Here is a 21,118-nt window from a genome sequence, read left to right as displayed (position 1 = left end):
GCCTCGCGTCCACGCCTAGACCGCCGGTACTCCGTGCCGCGCGGCTAGACCGGCGGTACTCCGTGCCGCTTGGTGCTGAAATGCCGGTTCTTCGTCTGCGCCGCGGCGAGCCGGGCGATCAGGTCGTCGCGCAGGTTCTCCGGCTCGACGATCGCGTCGATCACCAGGTCGGCGGCCAGCCGGAGGATGTCGATGTCGGTCTCGTACTCCTCGCGGAGCTTGGAGACGTACTCGACCCGCTCGGTCTCGTCCGCGATCTCCTGGATCTTGTTGTAGTACACGGCGTTGATCGCCGCCTCCGGACCCATCACCGCGATCTTCGCCGTCGGCAGCGCGATACACGCGTCCGGCGAGAAGCCCGGCCCGCACATCGCGTACAGCCCCGCGCCGTAGGCCTTGCGGACGATCACCGACACGGTCGGCACCGTCGCCTCCGACACAGCCGTGATCATCTTCGCGCCGTGCCGGATGATGCCGGCCCGCTCGACCTCCGAGCCGATCATGAAGCCCGGTACGTCGCACAGGTACACCAGCGGCACGTTGAACGCGTCGCACAACCAGATGAACCGGGCTGCCTTGTCGGCAGAGTCGACGAACAGCACGCCACCCTTGACGGCCGGCTGGTTCGCCACGAACCCGACGGTCTGCCCGGCCAGCAACCCGAACCCGACGACGAGCTCCGGCGCGTACGCGGGCTTGATCTCGAAGAACGTGTCCGCGTCCGCGATCGCGTCGATCACGTCGTGGATGTCGAAGCCGACGCTCTCCTCGACCGGCACCAGGTCACGGGTGAAATCACGGCCGGCCGGCGAAGCGTCGTACGACGGAGGCTGCGACTGCCACGAACCAGGCAGGTACGAGAAGTACTGCTTGGCCAGCTCGATCGCCTCGGTGTCGTCGCTCGCCAGCAGGTCGCCGCAGCCGGAGACGCTGGTGTGCATCCGGGCGCCGCCCATCTCCTCCAGCGTCACCTTCTCGCCGACCACCATCTCGGCCATCCGCGGCGACCCGAGGTACATCGAGGCGTTGCCGTCGACCATGATCACCAGGTCGCAGAAGGCCGGGATGTACGCGCCGCCCGCGGCCGACGGGCCGAACAGGCAGCAGATCTGCGGCACCTTGCCGGACAGCGCCACCTGGTTGTGGAAGATCCGGCCCGCGCCACGCCGACCGGGGAAGAGGTCGACCTGGTCGGTGATCCGGGCGCCGGCCGAGTCGATCAGCCAGAAGATCGGCAGCTCGTCGCGCAGCGCGACCTCGGTGATCCGGACGATCTTCTCGACCGTCCGGGCACCCCACGAGCCGGCCTTGACGGTCGGGTCGTTCGCCACGATCAGCGCCGGCCGCCCGTCGACCAGGGCGCGGCCGGTGACCACGCCGTCCGCGGGCAGGCCCGGGTTGAGCGCGTTGGCCAGCTGCGCCTCCTCGACGAAGCTGCCTTCGTCGACGAGCAGCGCGATCCGGTCGCGGACGTAGAGCTTGTTCTGCTTGGCGAGCTTCTCGGCCGCCTTCTCGGGCGGCGTCATCGTCGCCTCGCGGGCGACCTTGAACTCGGTCCAGTGATCCCTGCTCATGCGGCCATCCTGTCACTGGTCATTCGACGGGCAGGCCGAGGCCGCGCGCGATCAGCATCCGCTGTACTTCGGAAGTGCCCTCGCCGATCTCGAGGATCTTCGCGTCACGGTAGAACCGGGTGACCGGGTACTCCTCCATGAAGCCGTAGCCGCCGAAGACCTGGGTGGCGATCCGGGTCGCGGTGACCGCGGCCTCGGTCGCGTACAGCTTGGCGACGGAGGCAGCCTGCTTGAACTCCTGCATCGGGGCACGCGCGTCCTTGAGCGCCGCGGCCCGGTACACGAGCAGCTCGGCCGCGTCGGCCATCACCTTCAGGTCGGAGATCTGGAACGCGACGCCCTGCTTCTGACCGATCGGTACGCCGAACGTCTTGCGCTCACCGGCGTACTGGACCGACATCTCCAGGCACGCCTTGATGCAGCCCAGCGCGACCGCGCCGATCGCGACCCGGCCGTCGTCGAGGGTGGCGAGGAACTGGCCGAACCCCTTGCCGCGCTCGCCGAGCAGGTTCGCCTCGGGGACCCGTACGCCGCTGAACGACAGCGGGTGGGTGTCGCTGGCGTGCCAGCCGAGCTTGTCGTACGACGCCTCGGCGACGAATCCCGGCGTACCGGTCGGGACGATGATCGTGGAGATCTCCGGGCGGCCGTCCGGCCTCTCGCCGGTCCGGGCGGTGACCGTGACGAGCGAGGTGATGGTCGAGCCGGAGTTGGTGATGAACTGCTTCGAGCCGTCGATCACCCACTCGCCGTTGTCGAGTACGGCCCTGGTCTTGGTCGCACCCGCGTCGGAGCCCGACTCGGGCTCGGTCAGGCCGAAGCCGGCCAGGCGCTGACCCGCGATGAGGTCCGGCAGCCACTGCTGCTTCTGCTCGTCGGTACCGAAGGTGAGGATCGGGTTGATGCCGAGCCCGACGGCCGCCTCGAGCGTGATGCCCATCGACTGGTCGACCTTGGAGATCTCCTCGATCGCGACGCACAGGCTGGTGAAGTCACCGCCGGACCCGCCGAACTCCTCCGGCGCGGTCAGCCCGAACAGGCCGAGCTTGCCCATCTTCTGGACCACCTCGACCGGGAAGTAGTGCTTGCGGTCCCACTCGGCCGCATGCGGCGCGATCTCGGCCTGGGCGAAGTCGCGCACGCTGTGGGCGAACTCGCGGTGCTCTTCGGACAGCTCGTACGACATCTTCGTGGCTCCCAGGCTCTCGTGATTGACGCTTACGTAAACGTAAAGCACGATGGGGTGCGTGCACAATATCCGGGTGCCTGCCGAAACCTCTACTTGGTCCATCGCGGAACTGGCCGCCGAGTACGACGTCACCCTGCGCACGATCCGCTTCTACGAAGACCGCGGCCTCCTCACCCCCGAACGCCGCGGCACCGTCCGCATCTACCACCCCCGCGACCGCGTCCGCCTGGCCCTAATCCTCCGCGGCAAACGCCTCGGCTTCACCCTCGACGAAATCGCCACCATCGTCGACATGTACGACCGTGAGCCCGGCGAAGAGGGCCAACTCGTCTACCTCCTGAACCAAATCACCACCCGCCGCGCCGAACTGGAACAACGCCGCCGCGACATAGACGAAACCCTCGCCGAACTAGCCGAAGTAGAAGCCCGCTGCCAAGCCGACCTCAAAACCCTCCGCGCCGAATAGGCACTGACCCCGCCCGCTCCTCCGTGGCGGGCAGGGTCAGCGGGGCGGTCGTCAGGCGAGGCGGATGCCCCAGCCGGTGTCGTTGGTCAGGTGGTGCGGGTCAGACACGGCAGCGGTTGGACTCGTGGCGGACGACTGTGTAGTAGAGGTTGGGTTCGTAGGCCCAGCCCTTCGTCGTCTGGCCGGTGAGGTTGACGAACCACCAGATGTGGTTGGCCTCGTTCTTCGCCCAGCAGTGCAGCTGGACGGTGGTCGGGCCTTCACCCCGGACTGTGCAGGACGCGTACGGGCCGGAGCGGATCGGCGTACCCGTGGGGAGGTAGTTGTTGCCGGCGGACAGGTCCTGGTGGTTGACGCTGCCGGTGCAGTCCTCCAGCGGCGCGGCCGATGCCGACGTGGGGACGGCCAGCGCGAAGCCGACGGCGGAGGTGAGCAGGACGGCTGAGACGAGCTTCTTGGTGAACAAGTTCGATTTCCTTTCCCGTGATTAGCGGGCAAGCTAGCCAGCCGGAACGACGATCGCGGCGGTTCCGATCGAAATCGATCACCTCTTGAGCCCAGGCGAGGACACAACGTGACCATCGGCCGCTCCCGGCCCGCCCCACCCGGCCCGCACGCTGTGCCGGCCGGCATCCGGACGTTGAGCGAGCTCAGCGCCGGTCTGGAGCGACTCCGCTCGACGGCTGGTGTGTCCTATCGGGAGCTGCGACGCCGGGTCGTCAAGGTGCGGCAGCAGCGAGCGGCTCCCCCGGTCGCCTACGAGACGGTGTACCGCTGCCTCCAGCCCGGCCGGCAGAGGCTCGACGTCGATCTGGTGGACGACATCGCCACCGCCCTGACCGGTGACCAGGCCGGCGGCGCAGCCTGGCGCCGGGCGTACGAGGCCGTTGTCGATCAGCTCAGCGACGACCGGATCGTCGAGGTCACCGCCGACCTCGCCCCGGCCCGCCTGACCTTCGTCGGCCGCGACCAGGAGCTGACCCAGTTGAGCACGGTCGACGAAGGCCCGACCGTCCATCTGATCGACGGCATGCCAGGCGCCGGCAAGACCTGGCTGACCGGCCAGGCGGCCCGGCAGGCGGTCGACACCGGGCAACCCGACTTCGTCGCCTTCGTCGACCTTCGCGGGTACGACGCCGTCCGCGCGCCGGCCGACCCGAGTGCGGTGCTGGGTGAACTGCTCCGGCTGCTCTCCGTCCCGGTGGCTCAGTTCGCCGGACTCGGTACGCCGGAACGCTCCGAACTGTTCCGCGCCCGACTGACCGGCCGGCGGGCCGTACTGGTCCTCGACGACGCGGCCAGCGACGAACAGGTACTGCCGCTGCTCCCCGGTACACCGGCCAGCACGGTGTTCGTGACGAGTCGCGTACACCTGCGCTGCACCCCGGGCCGCCGCCTGACGATCGGGGTACTGCCCGCGAAGGACTCGGTGGAGGTACTGCGGCGGTTGATCGGCCGCGACGACGGCGCTCCCGACGTACTGGACCGGCTGGCCGAGGCGGCCGCCCATCTACCGCTGGCCCTGGCGCTGGTGGGGTCGCGGGCCAGGGAGCGGCCGGACTGGACCCTCAGCGACCAGGTCGATCGGCTGATCGAGAGTGCCCGGGTGCTGCGGATCGAGAAGGGCGTCGAGTTTGCGCTCGACCTGTCGTACCAGGCCCTCCAACCGCCCGTGCAGGCGATGTTGCGGGCCCTGAGCCTGCACCCGAGCAGAAGAATCGACCCCGGAGCCGCTGCCGCGCTGGCGGACCTGCCACCCGACCAGTCCACGGCGTACCTGGATGCCCTGCTTGCAGCCAACCTGCTCGGCAACAGCTCCGGGAACCGGGTCGAGTTGCACGACCTGGTCCGGATCTACGCCACCGCCCGCGCGCTCGACGAGGACCCCGCGCTGCAGCGGAGTGAGGCGGCGTACCGGCTGGCGACCTACTACACGGCCACCGCCGCCCACGCCGTCGAGCTGTGGAAGCCAGGGACGACGAGGCTGTGGAAGCCGGCCGGCCAGCTCTCAGTGTCGGCAACTGGAGTCACCATGGCACCGCTGACGACACCGGAGCAGGCGCTGGCCTGGCTCGACGCCGAACGCGGCACGATGGTCGCGCTGGCTCTCGGCAACCAGCGGTGCGCGAGCGGACCGACCGCGCTGACCCTGGCCGAGGTCCTCAACCAGTACTTCCGTATCCGCGGCCACTACCGCGAGGCCGAGCTCATGTACGCCCGAGGCGCCCGCCAAGCCGCCGGGGCCAGACGTGGCCGGATGATGATGCGGCTGGCCGGCATCCGGGGATCACTCGGCCTCTACGAGCAAGCCGTCGCCGACGCCCGCGAGGCCGAGCGACTCGGCCGCGCCGCGAGCGACCCCCATCTCCAGGCCGGAGCGCTCGCGAACCTCGGCATGATCGCCCGCTCGGAACACCGCTGGCAGGACGCCCATCGCGCCTACACCAAGGCGTTGCGCTTCGTCGACGGCACAGAGGACCGCTACCTCCGCGCTCTGGTCCGCCTCGGTCTCGGCGAGCTGAGCCGTCGCCAGGGCAAGCCGGGCGAAGCGATCACCTGGTTCCAGCAGGCCCACGACCTGGCTGTCTCCATCGAGCACAACGAGCAGCAGGCGATCAGTATCCGCATCGGTATCGCGGAGGCGCTGGCAGATCTGGGCCGCGACGAGGAGGCCCTCGAGCAGGCGTCGGAAGTACTGGCCGAGTCCCGCGCGTACGGCCTCGTCTTCAGCGAGATCGACGCCCTGGCCCAGATCGCCCGCCTCACCAGCCGATCTGGCGCACCAGATCAGGCGCTCCCCCTCCACCTGACCGCCCTCCACCTGGCCCGCACCAGCCAGCATCACGTGGAGACCATCGCCGCGATCGAAACCGACCTGGCCGAAACCCGAGTCCGCCTGGCCAGCTCCGAGCAACCTACTTCGGCCAGCGGTGCAGGCGGGCGCAGGTCGCCACGGTGGGATTCTTGACCTGCCCTTCGACGGCGATCACGCGCTTGCCCTCCGGATCCGTGAAGCACCTGTTCTTGGACTCCGGGGTAGAGCTGTCGTAGAGCGGTTTGTTGCCGGGGCCGTACGCGCGGATCGTCTCACCGAAGAATCCACGGTCGTCCGACTGATCGCCGAAGAGCTTGTGCTGGCCCGGTGTTGGCGTGAACCAGTAGCCGCCACGAAGGATCGCCTCGATCTGCGGACCGCCGGCCTTCTGCGAGGTCACCCGGGTGACGGTACGGAGTACCAGACCGGTGTTGTGCGAGGTCGCCGTGACCGGTGCCGACAGCAATGCTCCACCCGCTGCGGAAGGGGTGCTCAGAGCGTCGCTGATCTTCCCGGCGGAGTTGCGCCCACACAGCACCGCCCGGCTGATCGAGTGACGCGCGTTTCCTGAAACAGCCTTGGTGATCAGCCAGGACCTGGTCTGAGCCGGATCGGACAACTCGGTGAATTCGAAGCCGTCCACCGCCCGGAAGTCCCGGTACTGAGTCTGCTGACCAGCCGTCGCCTTCTTCACCGCGTTGATGCAGTCCTTCAGGAAGAGGCTCTGCTCAGCTCCGGACAGGGTCCGGACAGCCGGCTTGTGGCCGGTCGCGCTCTGCGGCATCCCACTGGCCGGAGGCTGACCCTGATGACGAAGAGCCGGTACTCCGAACGCGAGGCCGCCGACCACTGCCAGCACTGCCGCGACCGCCAGCAGCGGGGTCGCCGTACCGCGTCGGTGGTACTGGCTGGTCGTTTCGATCGCCGCGAGCAACTGGGAGCGGCGCTCCTCGTGGTGTCCCACGGGCATCTCGCGCTCGGCGCGACGGGTGAGCAGGTCCTTCATGACAGGTTCTCCAGAGAATCGTCCAAGCCGGGAATGAAGGTGTCGGCGGCGGTGAGGCCGCGAAGGTGGTGCCGAGCCCGGGACAGCCGGGACTTCACCGTGCCGAGCGGGATGTCGAGCGCGACGGCGGCGGCCTGCAGATCGAGGCCGGCCCAGAAACACAGCTCGACGATCTCGCGTTCCTGCCGGGGCAGTTTGCGCAGCAACCGGCGCATTCTCCTGGCCTCACGCTCGTCGTCGATCCGCGAGGCGACCCCGTCGGCGGGATCCGGCTCGTCCGGGGGCGAAGAGTGCTTCAGCACGGTGGCCAGCCGGAAGTACTGTCTGCGCTGCTCGTTGCGGAACACGTAATCCGCCGTACGGAACAGCCACGGCAGAGCCGTCTCGTGCACGAGAACAACCTCTTCCCGGCGGCGCCAGGCCTCCAGGAAGACCGTCGAGGTGAGATCCTCGGCGTCGCTCCAGGAAGCCGTCCGGCGGAAGAGGAAGTTGTAGACCGCCTTCGCATGCCGGTCGAACAACCGGGCGAACGCCTCCGTCTCTCCCTCGCCCGCCCGGCGCCACAGCTCGCGGTCACTCATCCCCGCCAGCGGAGCGGCCAGCGGATCGGTCTCCCGATGACCCGGCGATGAACTTGTCATCAGCCTCATTCATCCTCCCGAAAACACCACTCGATGGTGCCCCACGTGGGGCTCGCACCCCACTTATGTCGCGACCGCGGCATCGGGATCCCACTCCGGCGAGCGGCCCCCGGGGTCAGCGGTGGGGGGTGGAGGTGGTCAGCCAGGTGATGAGGTCGGATACGGACTGGGGGAAGGGAATGGGGGTCAGGGCGAAGTCGGTGCGGGCGGGGGTGGTGTCGAAGCGGGTGTCGCGGCGAACTATTTCTACGCCTTCGCGGTCGGCCGGGTAGTGCCATCTGGACGGCAGGAAGCGTTGGACGGCGTCGATGGCCCGGGTTGATGGGCCCATCAGCGCGCCTGGGAGGTCGACGTGGGGGTGGCTGCGGCCGGTGACTTCGGTGACGGTGCCGTACAGCCTGTTGCCGTCGATGTGGTGGCCCGGTACTACGTAGCGCCGCGGGCCCCGACCTGGCTCGGCGACGGCGGTGACGAGTTTGGCGACATCACGGACGTCGTTGACGTGCATGCCGCCCTTGACCCAGAGGGGGAAGCGGTTCCGGACGATCCAGTGGAAGCGTTCGGTCTGGTCTCCGTAGTACGGGTCGTTCGGGCCGAGGACGCCGCCGGGATACACCGTGACGACGGGAGCTCCGGCGTCCTGGAAGCGCCGGGCGACGATCTCCGAGGCCCTCTTCGACTGGGCGTAGGGCAGGTCGATGTCGCCCAGCGGCAGGTCCGGGCCGGAGCCGGCGTACCGGGTGAGCGCCACCGTCGTGGAGACGTGCACGATCGGGTCGAGTCCGGCCGCTACCGCCTGGCCCAGCACCAGTTCGGTGGCTCGGGCGTTGGTACGCAGGATCTCTGCCGCGCGGCGCGGGTCAAGCGAGTAGATGGCTGCTGCGTGTACCACCGCATCGCAGCCCTGGATCGCTGTCGTGACGACGGCTTCGTCGAGGACGTCCCCCGCGACGATGTCGGAAACCTCTGCCCCGAACGGTGCCAGCGAAACGGGTACTTGCTCTGGTCGGCGGACGAGGAGTCGCAGCTCATGCCCGGCCGCAGCCAGTTCCGCAACCACATGGCTACCGACAAAACCTGTCCCGCCGGTCACCAGAATCTTCATGCAGCCGATCATGCTCCCCGGACTGGCGACTTACGACACCTCAGCGGCTCATAACCGCTAGGCGGGCAGGCGGCGGTGCCAGGTGAGGGGCCCTACGGAGATTCGCTGGCTGGTGGAGCCGGTCCAGGTGACGGGGAGGTTGTGGGCGCGGAGGGTGGACTCGATGCGGCGGCCGATCTCTACGGCCTGGTTGTCGAAATCCTGTGGAGTCGGGTCGATCGGGCCGTAGGCGAGGAAGAGGTGGGCGGGGGTGTCTGCCAGGCGTTCGGCGTCTTGCTGGTGGAAGAAGACGTAGCCGGTGGACGGGCGGTCGGCGGGGCGTTCGTCGTCGATCTCGGCTACGCCGCAGGTTTGGCAGCAGGTGAAGTTCATCCGGGCGATCACGCCGGCGGCGTCGAGCTCGGCGAAGGCGGCTGCGACCCTGTCTGCGTCTGTGGGATCGGTCCAGGTCTGTTGTTCGGCGAGACGGGTCTGCCAGACGTCGTCCACCAGGCGCTCCAGCTGCTGGTCGGTCACCGGCATCTCGTCGTCGTCGCGGAACTCGCGCGCGTGCTCCAGCACCTCGTCACGCGTGTTGAACCCGGGCAGCACCCAGAGCACAACCTGATCGCGCAGCTCTTCCAGCGCCGATGGCTCGCCAGGCTCCGGCGCGGTCGGCGCGGTCGGCGCGGACTGCGCGGGCTCGGGCTCGGGCTCGTTGGGCGGCGTACGGCGGCTGAGTTTGTCGAAGATCCCCACCCGCGAATGCTAGACAGCAACCGCCGACAATTTCCTGGCAACGTCATAACGATGCAGCGCCAGCGCCGCGATCCGCGGGTCCGCTCCCAAAGGCGCACTCACCGGCAGGTCGCCGGCGATCCGGCGTACCCGGTCCGCGAAGAACCCCGGTGCCAGCAGGTACGTCGCAACAGCCACCCGGCCGGTACTACGAGTCAGAACCGACCCCAACCGCTCCCCAGCCCCCGAAACATACCCGACCTCCACCGGCCGGTCGATCCGCTCGGACAGCAACGCGGCCGTCGCAGAGCAGTCGAGCAAGGCCCGCCGATCCGACGACCCCGCCGCCGCCAGCACCACACGATCAACCGCGGCCGATCCCGACCTCGACCCCGACGCCGATCCCAAGTCGACGCAGGCCGACAGCCGGTCGACGAGCACGTCGGCCAACACAGGATCCGGCCCCAACGCCGAAGCCGCCTGCACCTGATACGGCCGCCGCTCCGCCTCGCGCCCGATGTCCACCGCCGTGTGATACCCACTGCTCAACAACAACGGCACCACGACAGCCTGATTGCCATCAGCAACAACTCGATCAACCAACCCGGGCAGCGCAGGCACATCAACATCCACAAACCCAAGCGACACAGGCACCGAAGGCCGCAACCCCGCAATCGACCGAACCAGCGCATGCACCTCGCGAATCCCCCGAGGATCCGCGGTCCCATGCGCAGCAGCCACCAAATCGATCATGTGGGAGCTCCTACCGGTTCGACGGCTAGGCGGTAGCCTCGGCGGACGACCGTGCGGACCAATTCGGGACGGCCTACCGCGGTGCGGAGTCTGTTGACGGTTACTTCTACGGCGTGGACGTCTTCGGCGCCTGGCAGGACTGCCAGCAAGTCGGGGCGGGAGACTACGTCGCCGCCTGCAGCGACCAAGGCGGCGAGTACCGCTCGGGGACCAGGGCCCAGCGGTAGGACTACGCCGTCGAGGACTGCTGCGCCGCCGCGGATCACCAGTTGTCCGAAGGCGGTTTCGATCGAGCGGGCGTTGTCGTCGGTGAGGCGGTCGGTGACGATGCGGATCAGGGCACCGAGGCGAAAGCGATCGGGGATCAACGGTTCCAGGCCAAGCGCCAGGAAAGGACCGGCGGTGATCGGCCCGACGCAAGCATTCAAGACCCGGCCCGTACGCAGGGCCGACACCAACCCGTCGTACTGACCGTTCAAAGCCGCAGCATCCAGCAAAGCCTGCGCACCCGGCGCCGACGTATGCACGACAGCATCCACGCCACCAGCGCAGATCTGCCCGATCACCCGCTCAACAGCCAACGGATCGGGCGCCGGCCCCCACCGATAAACCTCCAACCCCCGCACCGACGCCCCAACAGCACGCAAAGCATCCTGCAACGCCGGATCAGACAGCCCATGCAGCTGTACGACGATCTTGCGCCCGGCAACCCCTTGGTCGCGCAACCACTCGACCACCTCCGCCGTCGTCTCCGACCGCGCCGACCAGTGCTCCACCAACCCCGCCGCCCGAATCGCGCCCCGCGCCTTCGGACCGCGCGCCAGCAACCGGGACTGCTCCAGCGTGCTCAGCAGATCAGCTGCCAGCCCAACAGTGTCGGCAGCCTCGATCCACCCGCGAAAGCCAACCGCAGTGGTGACGACCACATCATCCGGCGGATTGGCGATCACCCGCCGCGTCGCCTCGATCAGCGGCTGGTCGTCGGCGGCCGGCACGATCTGCAGCGTCGGCGCGTGCAGCACCTTCGCGCCCCGGCGTTCGAACGACGCGATCAGGTCGTCCGCCCGGCGGTGCGCGGTGACGGCGATCGTGCAGCCGCTCAGCGGACCAGGCCTAGTCACCGACGATCACCTCTCCGTCGACGACCCGCACCGGATACACCGACAGCACCAGCGACGGATCGTCCAGGCAGACCCCGGTCCGCAGGTCGTACACCTGCTTGAACATCGGCGACGCCACCGTCGGCACGTCCCCGCGACTCCCGACGATCCCCCGCGACATCACGTTCGCCCCGCTCACCGGATCCTGGTTGCCCAGGGCAAACACCTCCCCGTCGAAGGTCCGGAACAGCGCGACCTGCAGAACACCCAGCAACGCGGCGACACCACGTTCCGGCAGCAGGGCGTCGTACCGGCACACCACCACCGCCGTCGTCGAAAGGGTCATCGGCGTACCTCCAGTCGGGGACCGGCGAGCAGGACCGGTTCCAGTTGCCCGCGTTCGGCCGGGGTCGCCGGCCGCGGTTGATTGCGTTCGACCACGTAGCGCAGGTCGGCGTCCGGCTGGTCGGGCGCGTTCACGAACGACACGAACCGGGCCAGCTTCTCCGGGTCCTGCAGCGTCGCCTGCCACTCGTCGACGTACGAGTCGACGTGTGCGGCCATCGCCGCATCAAGGTCCGCCGCGATGCCGAGGCTGTCGTTCAGCACGACGTCGCGGACGTGGTCGAGGCCGCCTTCGATCTCGTTGATCCAGACGGCCGTCCGCTGCAGCCGGTCGCCGGTGCGGACGTAGTACATCAGGAACCGGTCGATCGCCTGCAGCAACTGCTCGTCCGACAGATCCGACGCCAGCAACTGAGCATGCCGAGGGGTCATCCCGCCGTTGCCACCGACGTACAGGTTCCAGCCGTTCTCGGTCGCGATCACACCGACGTCCTTGCCCCGCGCCTCGGCACACTCACGCGCACATCCGGAGACGCCGAGCTTGATCTTGTGCGGCGACCGCAGCCCGCGATAGCGCAGCTCCAGCGCGATCGCCATCCCGACAGAGTCCTGTACGCCGTACCGGCACCAAGTAGACCCGACGCACGACTTCACGGTCCGCAAAGCCTTCCCGTACGCGTGCCCCGACTCGAATCCGGCCTCGACCAGCCGCTTCCAGATCGCCGGCAACTGCTCGATCCGCGCTCCGAACAGATCGACCCGCTGCCCGCCGGTGATCTTGGTGTAGAGCCCGAAGTCGCGTGCCACCTCACCGATCGCGATCAGCCCCTCGGGCGTCACCTCGCCACCGGGGATCCGTGGCACGACCGAGTACGTCCCGTCCTTCTGGATGTTCGCCATCACGTGATCGTTGGTGTCCTGCAATGTCGCCCGCTCACCGTCGAGCACGTGCCCGGCCGGGTCGAGGCTGGCCAGGATCGACGCGACCACCGGCTTGCAGATATCGCAACCACGCCCGGTGCCGTGCCGCTCGACCAGCGAACTGAAGGTCCGCAACCCGGTCACCCGGACGACGTCGAACAGCTCCGCCCGCGACATCGCGAAGTGCTCGCAAAGCGCCTTGCTCACCTCGACACCAGCGGCCGCCAGCTCAGCGTTGAGCAGGTTCTTCACGATCGGCAGACACGACCCACAGCTCGTACCGGCCCGGGTCTTGCCACACACCGACTTCAGATCGCCGCAGCCCTCTTCGCGCACCGCGCATCGAATGGTGCCCGCAGAAACGTTGTTGCAGGAGCACACCGGCGCATCGTCCGGCAGCTCCAGCTGAGCAGGCGCCGACCCTTCGGGCAGCAGGTACGACGCCGGGTCGGCGCCGAGTTGCCGCCCGACCATCGGCCGCAATCCCGAGTACGCCGAAGCGTCCCCGACCAGGATGCCGCCGAGCAACGTGCGCGCGTCGTCGGACAGTACGAGCTTCTTGTAGACGCCCGCGACCGGATCCGCATAAACGATGTCGAGCGCGCCTTCAGTCGCCCCGAACGCATCACCGAAACTCGCGACATCGACCCCGAGCAGCTTCAGCTTGGTGGATGTATCAGCACCAGGGAAGGTCGCCGACCCACCCAGCAGCCGGTCCGCGACGATCTCCGCCATCGCATACCCCGGCGCGATCAACCCCCACACCCTGCTCTCGATGCACGCAACCTCACCGATCGCCCAGACGCCATCCACGGAGGTCCGGCACCCCTCATCGACAACCACGCCGCCGCGCTCGCCGATCTCCAGCCCAGCAGCACGCCCCAGCTCGTCCCGAGGCCGTACACCGGTCGCGAACACCACTACATCGGCCGGCAAATCCTTGCCATCAGCAACCGCCATCGCCCGCGCGGCACCCTGCGAGGTCGTCTTGACCCGCGTCGTCTGCGTCGACGTCAGCACCTCGATGTCAAGCCCACGAATCAACCGGGCCAGCGCGCTACCGCCGCCTTCGTCGACCTGCAGCGCCATCAACCGCGGCGCGAACTCGACCACAGTGGTCCCAGCACCCAAAGCCCGCAGCGCCCCAGCGGCCTCCAGACCGAGCAGGCCGCCACCGACCACGACCCCGTTGACGTCCTTGCCCTCGGCCCGCAGCCGCTCGACGTACACCCGCAGCGCCGCGACGTCGTCGATCGTCCGGTAGACGAAGCAGCCTTCGGCGTCGCTGTTCTTGATCGGCGGGACGAACGCGTACGAGCCGGTGGCGAGCACCAGTTCGTCGTACCCGATGATCTCGTCGCGCGTGGTCCGTACGGTCTTGGCAGCGGTGTCGACGGCAGCGACCGTGACGCCCTTGCGCAGGCTCACCGATGGGTCGTCCCACAGGGTCGGATCGCCGAGGGAGAGATCGGCCGGGTCGCGGCCGGAGAAGTAGCTGGTCAGCGCGACCCGGTCGTACGGCATCCGCGGTTCCTCGGCGAGCACGGTGATCCGCCAAGCGGCGTCGGTGTCGCGTGACCGCAGCGCCTCGACCAGCCGGTGGGCGACCATGCCGCCGCCGACAACCACCAAATGCCGCCCGGACATCAGACACGCTCCTGGCTGAGCGGGCCGCCGCGACGCAGGTAGCAGACGTAGGTCACGATCAGGCAGACGACGTAGAAGCCGCAGAAGGTGTAGAGCGCCGGCACGAGCGAGCCGTAGTGCCCGGTCGACATCGCGAAGCCGCGCGGTACCAGGAACCCGCCGTACGCTCCGACCGCCGACGCGATCCCGATGCAGGCCGCCGCCTCGCGCCGGGCCCGGATCGGCTCAGGCTTGCCGTCCAGGTCCCGTGTCGTCTGCCGGAAGACCGCCGGGATCATCCGGTACGTCGATCCGTTGCCCGCGCCACTCGCCACGAACAGCACCAGGAAGCTGAGCAGGAACCAGGTGAAGCTGCCCGCGTGCAGAGCCGCGATCGCCGACAGGATCCCGGCGCCCATCACCACGAACGCGCAGACCGTCACCCAGGCGCCGCCGACGATATCGGCCAGCTTGCCGCCGAACGGCCGTGAGACCGAGCCGACGAGCGCGCCCAGGAACGCGATGTGCGCCACCGTGATCTCCGGGAAGGTCGTCTTGATCAGCAGCGGGAAGGCCGCGCCGAAGCCGATGAACGAGCCGAAGGTGCCGATGTAGAGGAACGAGATGACCCAGGTGTGCGGCCGCTTGGCCGCCGTGATCGACGCCCGGAAGGACGAGGTGGCCGCCGACAGGTTGTCCATCAGCCGCCAGGCAAGGATCGCGGCCAGCAGGATCAGCGGGATCCACATCAGCCCGGCCCGGTTGAGCGTGAGCCCGGCGCCGGCCACGATCACGATCGGGACGAAGAGCTGGACCACCGCGACGCCGAGGTTGCCGCCGGCCGCGTTCAGGCCGAGCGCGAAGCCCTTGTCCCGCTCGGGGAAGAAGAAGGAGATGTTGGTCATGCTGCTGGCGAAGTTGCCGCCGCCGGCGCCCGCCGTGGCCGCGACCAGCGCCATCAGCCAGAACGGCGTCTCCGGCCGGCTGACGAAGAAGGCCAGCCCCGAGGCCGGGATCAGCAGCAGGAGAGCGGAGACGATCGTCCAGTTGCGGCCGCCGAACTTCGGCACCGCGAACGTGTAGGGCAGCCGCAGGGTGGCGCCGACCAGACTCGGCAGCGCGACCAGCCAGAACATCTGGTCGGTCGTATAGCCGAAGCCGGCGGCCGGCAGCGAGACGACGACGATGCTCCACAGCTGCCAGACGGAGAAGCCGAGGAACTCGGCGAAGATCGACGGCCACAGGTTCCGCCGGGCCACCCGGCGCCCCTTCGCCGCCCAGAATCCGCCGTCCTCGGGGTCCCAGACATCGATCCACCGCCCACGACGGGGCGCCTCGACCGTACCCACCGCGCCGGCCCGGTCGCGAAGAGTAGCGACCTCCGGTCGTGCCTCGAGCGTCATCTTCCGTCTCCGATCATCTGACCTCACTGATTAGGCCAGGACGCTATGACCGGGGTGTTTCCGAGTGGTCATCTCGTTGTTACGCCGTCGAAACGGGTCCCGCACACCTCCCGGGCAGTGGTGAGAGATGTCCCCCTCCACCAGCCCGGGTCGTCCTTCCTCCCGTTGAGCGATGTCTCGGTACTGTGCCTACTGAACTGTCTGACTCGGGAGGGGACTGCGGTGGAGCGGCGGAACAACAAGCGGTGGGCCTGGCGGGCGGGAGTGGCCGCCGTACTGGTCGCCTGGCTGATCCTGGGATCCATCGGCGGGCCCACGGTGGGCAAGCTGAGCGAGGTCCAGGAGAACGACAACGCCAACTTCCTGCCCAAACAGGCCGAGTCCACCCTGGTCAACAACGAGTCGGCCAAGTTCGTCGACTCCAAGGCGCTGCCGTACTTCGTCCTGATCGAGCGCGACAGCGGAATCACCCCCGCCGACGTCGCCAAGGCCAACGAGTTCCTCGCCAAGGTCCCCTCGCTCGACCTCGGCGACGGCAAGACCATCGGCCAGTACCTCGCCGCGCCCGCCAAGACGGTGATCCCGTCGGCGGACAAGAAGGCGCTGCTGATCACCCTCGAACTCAACGGCGACCAGCTCGACGACGTGGTCAAACAGGGTGAGACAGCCCTGTTCGCCGTCGCCGACGAGATGCGCACCGAGATCAAACAGTCGCTCACCCCGACCGGCCTGCAGGTCTACGTGACCGGTCCGGGTGGCGTGTTCGCCGACTTCGTCACCGCCTTCGGTGGCATCGACGGGATCCTGCTCGGCGTCGCGCTGGTCGTCGTGTTCGTGATCCTGCTGATCGTGTACCGGAGTCCGGTACTGCCGATCGCAGTACTGCTGACCGCCGTCTTCGGCCTGGCCCTGGCCGCCTCGGTCGTCTACCCGCTCGCCAAGAACAACGTGATCGAGCTCAACGGCCAGAGCCAGGGCATCCTGTTCATCCTCGTCGTCGGCGCCGCGACCGACTACTCCCTGCTGCTCGTCTCCCGGTACAAGGAAGAGCTGCACGACTACGAGAGCAAGTACCAAGCGATGCGCGTCGCCTGGCGAGCCGCCATCGAGCCGATCGCCGCCAGCGCCGCGACCGTCATCCTCGGCCTGCTCTGCCTGCTGCTCTCCCAGCTCGGCAGCACGAAGGGCCTCGGCCCGGTCGGCGCCATCGGGATCGCCGGCGCGCTGATCTCCGCGATGACGTTCCTGCCGGCGGTCCTGCTCGCCTTCGGCCGCCGGATCTTCTGGCCGGCCATCCCCCGCCTCGACCACGTGCACGCCAAGGACCAGGTCGGCAGCCGCAAGCTGTGGGGCCGCGTCTCCGGCCTGGTCGGTCGCAGCCCACGCAAGGTCTGGGCGATCAGCGCGCTCTTCCTGATCGCCTGCGGCCTCTTCCTGCCCACCTTCAAGGCCTCCGGCATCTCCCAGGAGGACCTGTTCCTCAACAAGGTCGAGTCCGTCACCGGCCAGGAAGAACTCGCCAAGCACTTCGACGCCGGAGCCGGTACGCCGGTACAGATCCTGACCCCGGTCGACCAGGCGGACAAAGTCGTCCAGACAGCCATGAAGGTCGACGGCGTCGCGACGGCGACTGCCTCCGTGGCCCCGGCCGATGGAAACAAGCTCAGTCCGCCCAAGGTCGTCGACGGCAAGGTCCTGGTCCAGGCGACCCTGAAGGTCGCCGCCGACTCCCCCGACGCGACCAAGGTCGTCAAGCACCTGCGCACCGAACTGGACGCGGTCAGCCCCGACATCCTGGTCGGCGGCAACACCGCGATCAACCTCGACGTGATGGACGCCAGCAACCGCGACCTCAAGGTGATCATCCCGACCATCCTCGCGGTCATCTTCGTCGTCCTGATGCTGCTGCTCCGCTCGGTCGTCGCCGCCGTTCTGCTGGTGATCTGCAACGTGTTGTCGTTCGGCGCGACCCTCGGCATCAGCGCGCTCGTCTTCAACCACCTCTTCGACTTCCCCGGCGCGGACGCCTCGATCCCGCTCTACGCCTTCGTCTTCCTGGTTGCCCTGGGCATCGACTACTCGATCTTCCTGATGACCAGGGTCCGCGAGGAGTCGATCGAACAGGGCACCAGGCCAGGCATCCTCACCGGCCTGGCGGTCACCGGCGGAGTGATCACGTCCGCCGGCGTCGTCCTCGCGGCCACCTTCTCGGCGCTGGGCGTGGTACCGATCCTCTTCCTCGCCCAGATCGCCTTCATGGTCGGCTTCGGCGTCCTGCTCGACACCACGATCGTCCGCTCGCTGCTCGTCCCGGCGCTCTCGTACGACATCGGCGCCAAGATCTGGTGGCCGAGCAAACTAGCGAAGGAGTCCGCGCAGGGGTAGCGGCGCCCGCAGGCTGACGATGCCGTAGCTGAACCCGAGGTGCTCAGCTCAGCGGAAGCGGCGCCCGCAGCGTCAGGCTGACGATGCCGTAGCTGAAGCCGAGGTGTTCGTTGAGGCGGCGCATCGAGTCGTTACCGCGCTGCGTCCAGGTGTAGATCTCGGTGATGCCGTGCTCGGCGGCCCAGGCCATGCTGGTCCGCTTGAGGGTCGACGCGACCGACTTGCCCCGCCACTCCCGGCGTACGGCGGTGTATGCGACCTCCGCACGCTCCGGGCGATCGCTATCGAGCATCAGGCCGGCCACACCGATCACCTCGTCACCAGCGACGGCGACGAACATCGCGGCCGGGTCGTTGATCCACTCCTTGTCCCAGTCGTCCGCCGAGACCTTCAGCGCGACCGGATGATCCATGTCCGGGAAGGTCGGCAGCGCGACCTGGTGATAGGCCTGCGCCCACAGCTCCGGCCGCTCGCCGACAGAGACGATCTGGTACTCCGCCGGCTGCTCCGGCCACGGCTCGTCGCCGATCCGGCGTACCTGCTCGACCTGCCGATTCGTCTCCACGAACCCGAACCGCTCAGCGAAGAGCCTGGACTCCTCGTCGTCGACACTCGCTCCGGCCATGTCATAGCCCTCGCCAACGGCATGGTCGGCCAGCACCCGGAGCAGCTCGGTCCCCACGCCACGGCGGCGGAAGTCCGGATGAACCCGCGGCACCAGAGCCGCCCGCTCCCCGTCGCCAGAGCGATCCGCCAGTCCGCTGCCTGCCAGCGCACCATCGACCTCCGCCAGCAGCATCAGCCGCCCGGGCCGGTCGAGGTCCCGCAGCTCGGCCACCGTCGGGCAGCGCTCGTACGGCACTACGGCGATCCGAATCGCCCGCCAGGCCTCGTAGTCGGCGTCGCTGATCGCCGTCCGAATGCTCGTGGTCATGCCCCCAGCCTGCCGCAGCCCGCCGCAAAGAGCCCACGATTTTCGTCCGGCCCCGGCGCTAGTGTGACCACCATGGAGACCTTCGAGGCCGTAATCGAAGAGGCCCGCGGCGGCGGCGCCTACGTCGAGGTGCCGACCGAGGTAATCACCGCCCTGGGTGGCGGCGGCCGAATCCCGGTCCTGGCGACCTTCGACGGTGTCGAGTACCGCGGCTCGATCGCGTCAATGGGCGGCTGCATGGCGCTCGGCGTACTGAAGACAATCCGCGCTGACCTGGCCAAGGGCATCGGCGACCCGGTGACGGTGACAGTCGAGCGCGACACGACCGAACGAACTATCGAAGTACCGCCCGACCTCGCGGAAGCCCTGGAGGCGGCAGGCCTGAAGGAAGCCTTCGACGCAATGAGCTTCAGCCACCGCCGAGAACACATCAAGGCAATAGAAGAAGCCAAGAAGCCAGAAACCCGCACCCGCCGCATCACCAAAGCAGTCGAGCTACTAACACCCAAAACCTGACCCCGAGCCGCCCAGGGCCCCTCATTCCCCTGAAGCAGCTAGCAGCCAAACCCGACTCCAAGCCACCGACCTGGAAGGAGCCCCGCCCGACCAGATCATCCAGGCGCCGCACAGCTCGCACATCGACACCATCGGCGCGATCCACCTCCCACCCGCCCTCCCAACCGGACCGACAAAGCGAATCCTGTCGAGCAACGACACCTCACCATCGCAACCACCCAACCAACTGCGGCCCCCACCTGTCGCCCTCATCCGCAGAACTCCCCGAACACGACCCGCGGAAGCCGATCCCGAACGGAGACGAACCGGTCCCGAGCGCAGGCGAGCCGGTCCCGAACGGAGGTGAGTCGATCCCGAGCGCAGGCGAGCCGGTCCCGAACGCAGGCGAGCCGGTCCCGAACGCAGGCGAGCCGGTCCCGAACGCAGGCGAGTCGATCCCGAGCGGAAGCGAGCCGGTCCCGAACGCAGGCGAGCCGATCCCGAGCGGAAGCGAGCCGGTGCCGAGCGCAGGCGAGCCGATCCCAAGCGGAAGCGAGCCGGTGCCGAGCGCAGGCGAGCCGATCCCAAGCGGAAGCGAGCCGGTGCCGAGCGGAGGCGAGAGATCCTGAGTCCCCGCAACACAGTGGCACACAATGAAAGCGGCACCCGGATCCCACGTGCGGACAGCGCTGGGCGGATGCGACAGCGGCGCGAACGTCGATACGGACAGCAGTAGACGAACAGCGGCGCACAGCAGCGGGCGAACAGCGACGCGCACAACAGCCGGCGAGCACCGACCCAGACAACAGCAGGCAGACAGCCACCCACACAACAGCCCGCGAACAGCGGCAGGCGGACAGCGGCTGGCGACACGGACAGCAGTGGGCGGACTGCGATGCGGCGGGCGATGCGTGCGGACTACCGGAGGCGGCGGCTCAGCTGTTGGTTTGTACCGCGTGCTGGCGGCGTTGAATCACTACGCGCTGTCGGCCCATGGATCGACGACCGCCGGCTGTTCGGGAGACGCTGCCCGTGCGGAGGCGAGCCGGTCCCGAGCGGAGACGAGAGACCCTGAGTCTCCGCAAGCACAGTGGCACACGATGAAAGCGGCACCCGGATCCCACGTGCGGACAGCGCTGGGCGGATGCGACAGCGGCGCGAACGGCGATACGGACAGCAGTGGGCGGACAGCGATGCGGCGGGCGATGCGTTGCGGACTACCGGAGACGGCAGCTCAACCGTTGGCTTGTACCGCGTGCCGTCGGCCGTTGAATCACTACGCGCTGTCGGCCCACGGATCGAAGACCGCCGGCTGTTCGGGAGACGCTGCCCGTGCGGATCTGTCGCCCCAGGGGTCGAGCCCGGCCGCCTTATCGGCGGTGCCCCAGGGAGCATCATCGTTGTTGGGCCGGTTCAGCCTCGGTACCTGAAGAGGACCCGAAGCCGCAGGCCGACCGAGTGTAGTTACTGACGCGGCATCGATGCTGCTATCCACCACCGCCGGATCCGCCCCTGTTTCCACCACCGCCGGACCCGCGCCCCTATCCCCCACCGCTGGATCCGCGCTCGTATCCACCACCGCGGGATCTGCGCCCGCACCCACAACCGCCAGATCCGCGCCCGTATCCACCACCGCGGGATCC

General features: G+C 68.4%; 17 protein-coding genes. 4 read left to right on the top strand and 13 right to left on the bottom strand.

All coding sequences use genetic code 11. From position 1 onward, the window contains the following. Window positions 1-44: 44 nt before the first annotated feature. Both ABD116_RS39575 and ABD116_RS39570 read right to left on the bottom strand, forming a co-directional pair. Window positions 45-1,574: an acyl-CoA carboxylase subunit beta gene (locus ABD116_RS39575; RefSeq protein ID WP_343983242.1), complete on the bottom strand. Its 1,530-nt coding sequence runs from the start codon at window positions 1,572-1,574 to the stop codon at window positions 45-47. A 19-nt stretch (window positions 1,575-1,593) separates the two neighbouring features. Beyond that, window positions 1,594-2,760, bottom strand: coding sequence for an acyl-CoA dehydrogenase family protein (locus ABD116_RS39570; RefSeq protein WP_343983239.1), 1,167 nt, complete (start codon window positions 2,758-2,760; stop codon window positions 1,594-1,596). Between the two features lie 76 nt (window positions 2,761-2,836). Between ABD116_RS39570 and ABD116_RS39565 the strand changes: the two genes are divergently transcribed. Further along, window positions 2,837-3,229, top strand: a complete 393-nt coding sequence (locus ABD116_RS39565; RefSeq protein WP_343983236.1) for a MerR family transcriptional regulator — start codon at window positions 2,837-2,839, stop codon at window positions 3,227-3,229. 100 nt (window positions 3,230-3,329) lie between these two features. On the opposite strand, the gene ABD116_RS39560 is transcribed toward ABD116_RS39565, so the two are convergent. Continuing rightward, window positions 3,330-3,695 carry a hypothetical protein gene (locus ABD116_RS39560; protein WP_343983234.1) on the bottom strand — a complete coding sequence of 122 codons (366 nt, stop codon included), beginning with the start codon at window positions 3,693-3,695 and terminating at the stop codon, window positions 3,330-3,332. Between the two features lie 108 nt (window positions 3,696-3,803). On the opposite strand from ABD116_RS39560, the gene ABD116_RS39555 reads away from it, so the two are divergent. Next, window positions 3,804-6,197: a tetratricopeptide repeat protein gene (locus ABD116_RS39555; protein ID WP_343983231.1), complete on the top strand. Its 2,394-nt coding sequence runs from the start codon at window positions 3,804-3,806 to the stop codon at window positions 6,195-6,197. Here the strand turns inward: ABD116_RS39555 and ABD116_RS39550 are convergent. The 9 genes from ABD116_RS39550 to ABD116_RS39510 all read right to left on the bottom strand — a co-directional run bounded on the left by ABD116_RS39550 (window position 6,145) and on the right by ABD116_RS39510 (window position 15,661). Beyond that, window positions 6,145-7,050, bottom strand: a complete 906-nt coding sequence (locus ABD116_RS39550) for a hypothetical protein (RefSeq protein ID WP_343983228.1) — start codon at window positions 7,048-7,050, stop codon at window positions 6,145-6,147. The two genes, ABD116_RS39555 and ABD116_RS39550, sit on opposite strands and share 53 nt — an antisense overlap. Next, window positions 7,047-7,691 carry an RNA polymerase sigma factor gene (locus ABD116_RS39545; protein WP_343983225.1) on the bottom strand — a complete coding sequence of 215 codons (645 nt, stop codon included), beginning with the start codon at window positions 7,689-7,691 and terminating at the stop codon, window positions 7,047-7,049. The genes ABD116_RS39550 and ABD116_RS39545 overlap by 4 nt, the downstream gene beginning before the upstream one ends. Window positions 7,692-7,806: 115 nt before the next feature. Next, a complete protein-coding gene (locus ABD116_RS39540; RefSeq protein ID WP_343983222.1) occupies window positions 7,807-8,796 on the bottom strand; it encodes an NAD-dependent epimerase/dehydratase family protein in 990 nt (329 codons plus the stop codon). Between the two features lie 57 nt (window positions 8,797-8,853). Then, the gene (locus ABD116_RS39535) at window positions 8,854-9,534 is read right to left on the bottom strand and encodes a DUF6891 domain-containing protein (protein WP_343983220.1); all 681 of its coding nucleotides are present in this window, start codon (window positions 9,532-9,534) and stop codon (window positions 8,854-8,856) included. Between the two features lie 9 nt (window positions 9,535-9,543). Then, entirely contained in the window at window positions 9,544-10,266 is a 723-nt protein-coding gene (locus ABD116_RS39530) for a sirohydrochlorin chelatase (protein ID WP_343983217.1), read from the bottom strand. Continuing rightward, window positions 10,263-11,387, bottom strand: a complete 1,125-nt coding sequence (locus ABD116_RS39525) for a uroporphyrinogen-III synthase (RefSeq protein WP_343983214.1) — start codon at window positions 11,385-11,387, stop codon at window positions 10,263-10,265. Before ABD116_RS39525 ends, ABD116_RS39530 begins: the two co-directional genes overlap by 4 nt. Next, window positions 11,380-11,712 (bottom strand): nitrite reductase small subunit NirD, encoded by a 333-nt coding sequence (gene nirD / locus ABD116_RS39520; protein ID WP_343983211.1) that lies wholly within the window; start codon window positions 11,710-11,712, stop codon window positions 11,380-11,382. Before nirD ends, ABD116_RS39525 begins: the two co-directional genes overlap by 8 nt. Continuing rightward, the gene (gene nirB / locus ABD116_RS39515) at window positions 11,709-14,279 is read right to left on the bottom strand and encodes a nitrite reductase large subunit NirB (RefSeq protein WP_343983208.1); all 2,571 of its coding nucleotides are present in this window, start codon (window positions 14,277-14,279) and stop codon (window positions 11,709-11,711) included. Before nirB ends, nirD begins: the two co-directional genes overlap by 4 nt. Next, window positions 14,279-15,661: an MFS transporter gene (locus ABD116_RS39510; protein ID WP_343983205.1), complete on the bottom strand. Its 1,383-nt coding sequence runs from the start codon at window positions 15,659-15,661 to the stop codon at window positions 14,279-14,281. Before ABD116_RS39510 ends, nirB begins: the two co-directional genes overlap by 1 nt. A gap of 222 nt (window positions 15,662-15,883) precedes the next feature. Between ABD116_RS39510 and ABD116_RS39505 the strand changes: the two genes are divergently transcribed. After that, window positions 15,884-18,046, top strand: coding sequence for an MMPL family transporter (locus ABD116_RS39505; RefSeq protein ID WP_343983202.1), 2,163 nt, complete (start codon window positions 15,884-15,886; stop codon window positions 18,044-18,046). A 43-nt stretch (window positions 18,047-18,089) separates the two neighbouring features. Here the strand turns inward: ABD116_RS39505 and ABD116_RS39500 are convergent, their stop codons facing one another. Further along, window positions 18,090-18,980 carry a GNAT family N-acetyltransferase gene (locus tag ABD116_RS39500; RefSeq protein ID WP_343983199.1) on the bottom strand — a complete coding sequence of 297 codons (891 nt, stop codon included), beginning with the start codon at window positions 18,978-18,980 and terminating at the stop codon, window positions 18,090-18,092. A 72-nt stretch (window positions 18,981-19,052) separates the two neighbouring features. Here ABD116_RS39500 and ABD116_RS39495 point away from each other — a divergent pair, with 72 nt between their 5' ends. Then, window positions 19,053-19,496 carry a YdeI/OmpD-associated family protein gene (locus tag ABD116_RS39495; RefSeq protein ID WP_343983196.1) on the top strand — a complete coding sequence of 148 codons (444 nt, stop codon included), beginning with the start codon at window positions 19,053-19,055 and terminating at the stop codon, window positions 19,494-19,496. The last annotated feature ends 1,622 nt before the right edge of the window (window positions 19,497-21,118 follow it).

Source organism: Kribbella koreensis, from assembly GCF_039525325.1.
GTDB classification, from domain to species: Bacteria; Actinomycetota; Actinomycetes; order Propionibacteriales; family Kribbellaceae; genus Kribbella; species Kribbella koreensis.
Note: the sequence above shows the minus strand (reverse complement) of the source record. Positions and strands in the feature narration are given on the sequence as shown.

What these genes read in the sequence shown, in the direction of transcription:
- ABD116_RS39510 (WP_343983205.1), bottom strand. Translation starts at nt 15,661, where the DNA reads ATGACGCTCGAGGCACGACCGGAGGTCGCTACTCTTCGCGACCGGGCC.
- ABD116_RS39570 (WP_343983239.1), bottom strand. Translation starts at nt 2,760, where the DNA reads ATGTCGTACGAGCTGTCCGAAGAGCACCGCGAGTTCGCCCACAGCGTG.
- nirD (WP_343983211.1), bottom strand. Translation starts at nt 11,712, where the DNA reads ATGACCCTTTCGACGACGGCGGTGGTGGTGTGCCGGTACGACGCCCTG.
- ABD116_RS39495 (WP_343983196.1), top strand. Translation starts at nt 19,053, where the DNA reads ATGGAGACCTTCGAGGCCGTAATCGAAGAGGCCCGCGGCGGCGGCGCC.
- ABD116_RS39540 (WP_343983222.1), bottom strand. Translation starts at nt 8,796, where the DNA reads ATGAAGATTCTGGTGACCGGCGGGACAGGTTTTGTCGGTAGCCATGTG.
- ABD116_RS39500 (WP_343983199.1), bottom strand. Translation starts at nt 18,980, where the DNA reads ATGACCACGAGCATTCGGACGGCGATCAGCGACGCCGACTACGAGGCC.
- ABD116_RS39575 (WP_343983242.1), bottom strand. Translation starts at nt 1,574, where the DNA reads ATGAGCAGGGATCACTGGACCGAGTTCAAGGTCGCCCGCGAGGCGACG.
- ABD116_RS39550 (WP_343983228.1), bottom strand. Translation starts at nt 7,050, where the DNA reads ATGAAGGACCTGCTCACCCGTCGCGCCGAGCGCGAGATGCCCGTGGGA.
- nirB (WP_343983208.1), bottom strand. Translation starts at nt 14,279, where the DNA reads ATGTCCGGGCGGCATTTGGTGGTTGTCGGCGGCGGCATGGTCGCCCAC.
- ABD116_RS39545 (WP_343983225.1), bottom strand. Translation starts at nt 7,691, where the DNA reads ATGACAAGTTCATCGCCGGGTCATCGGGAGACCGATCCGCTGGCCGCT.
- ABD116_RS39530 (WP_343983217.1), bottom strand. Translation starts at nt 10,266, where the DNA reads ATGATCGATTTGGTGGCTGCTGCGCATGGGACCGCGGATCCTCGGGGG.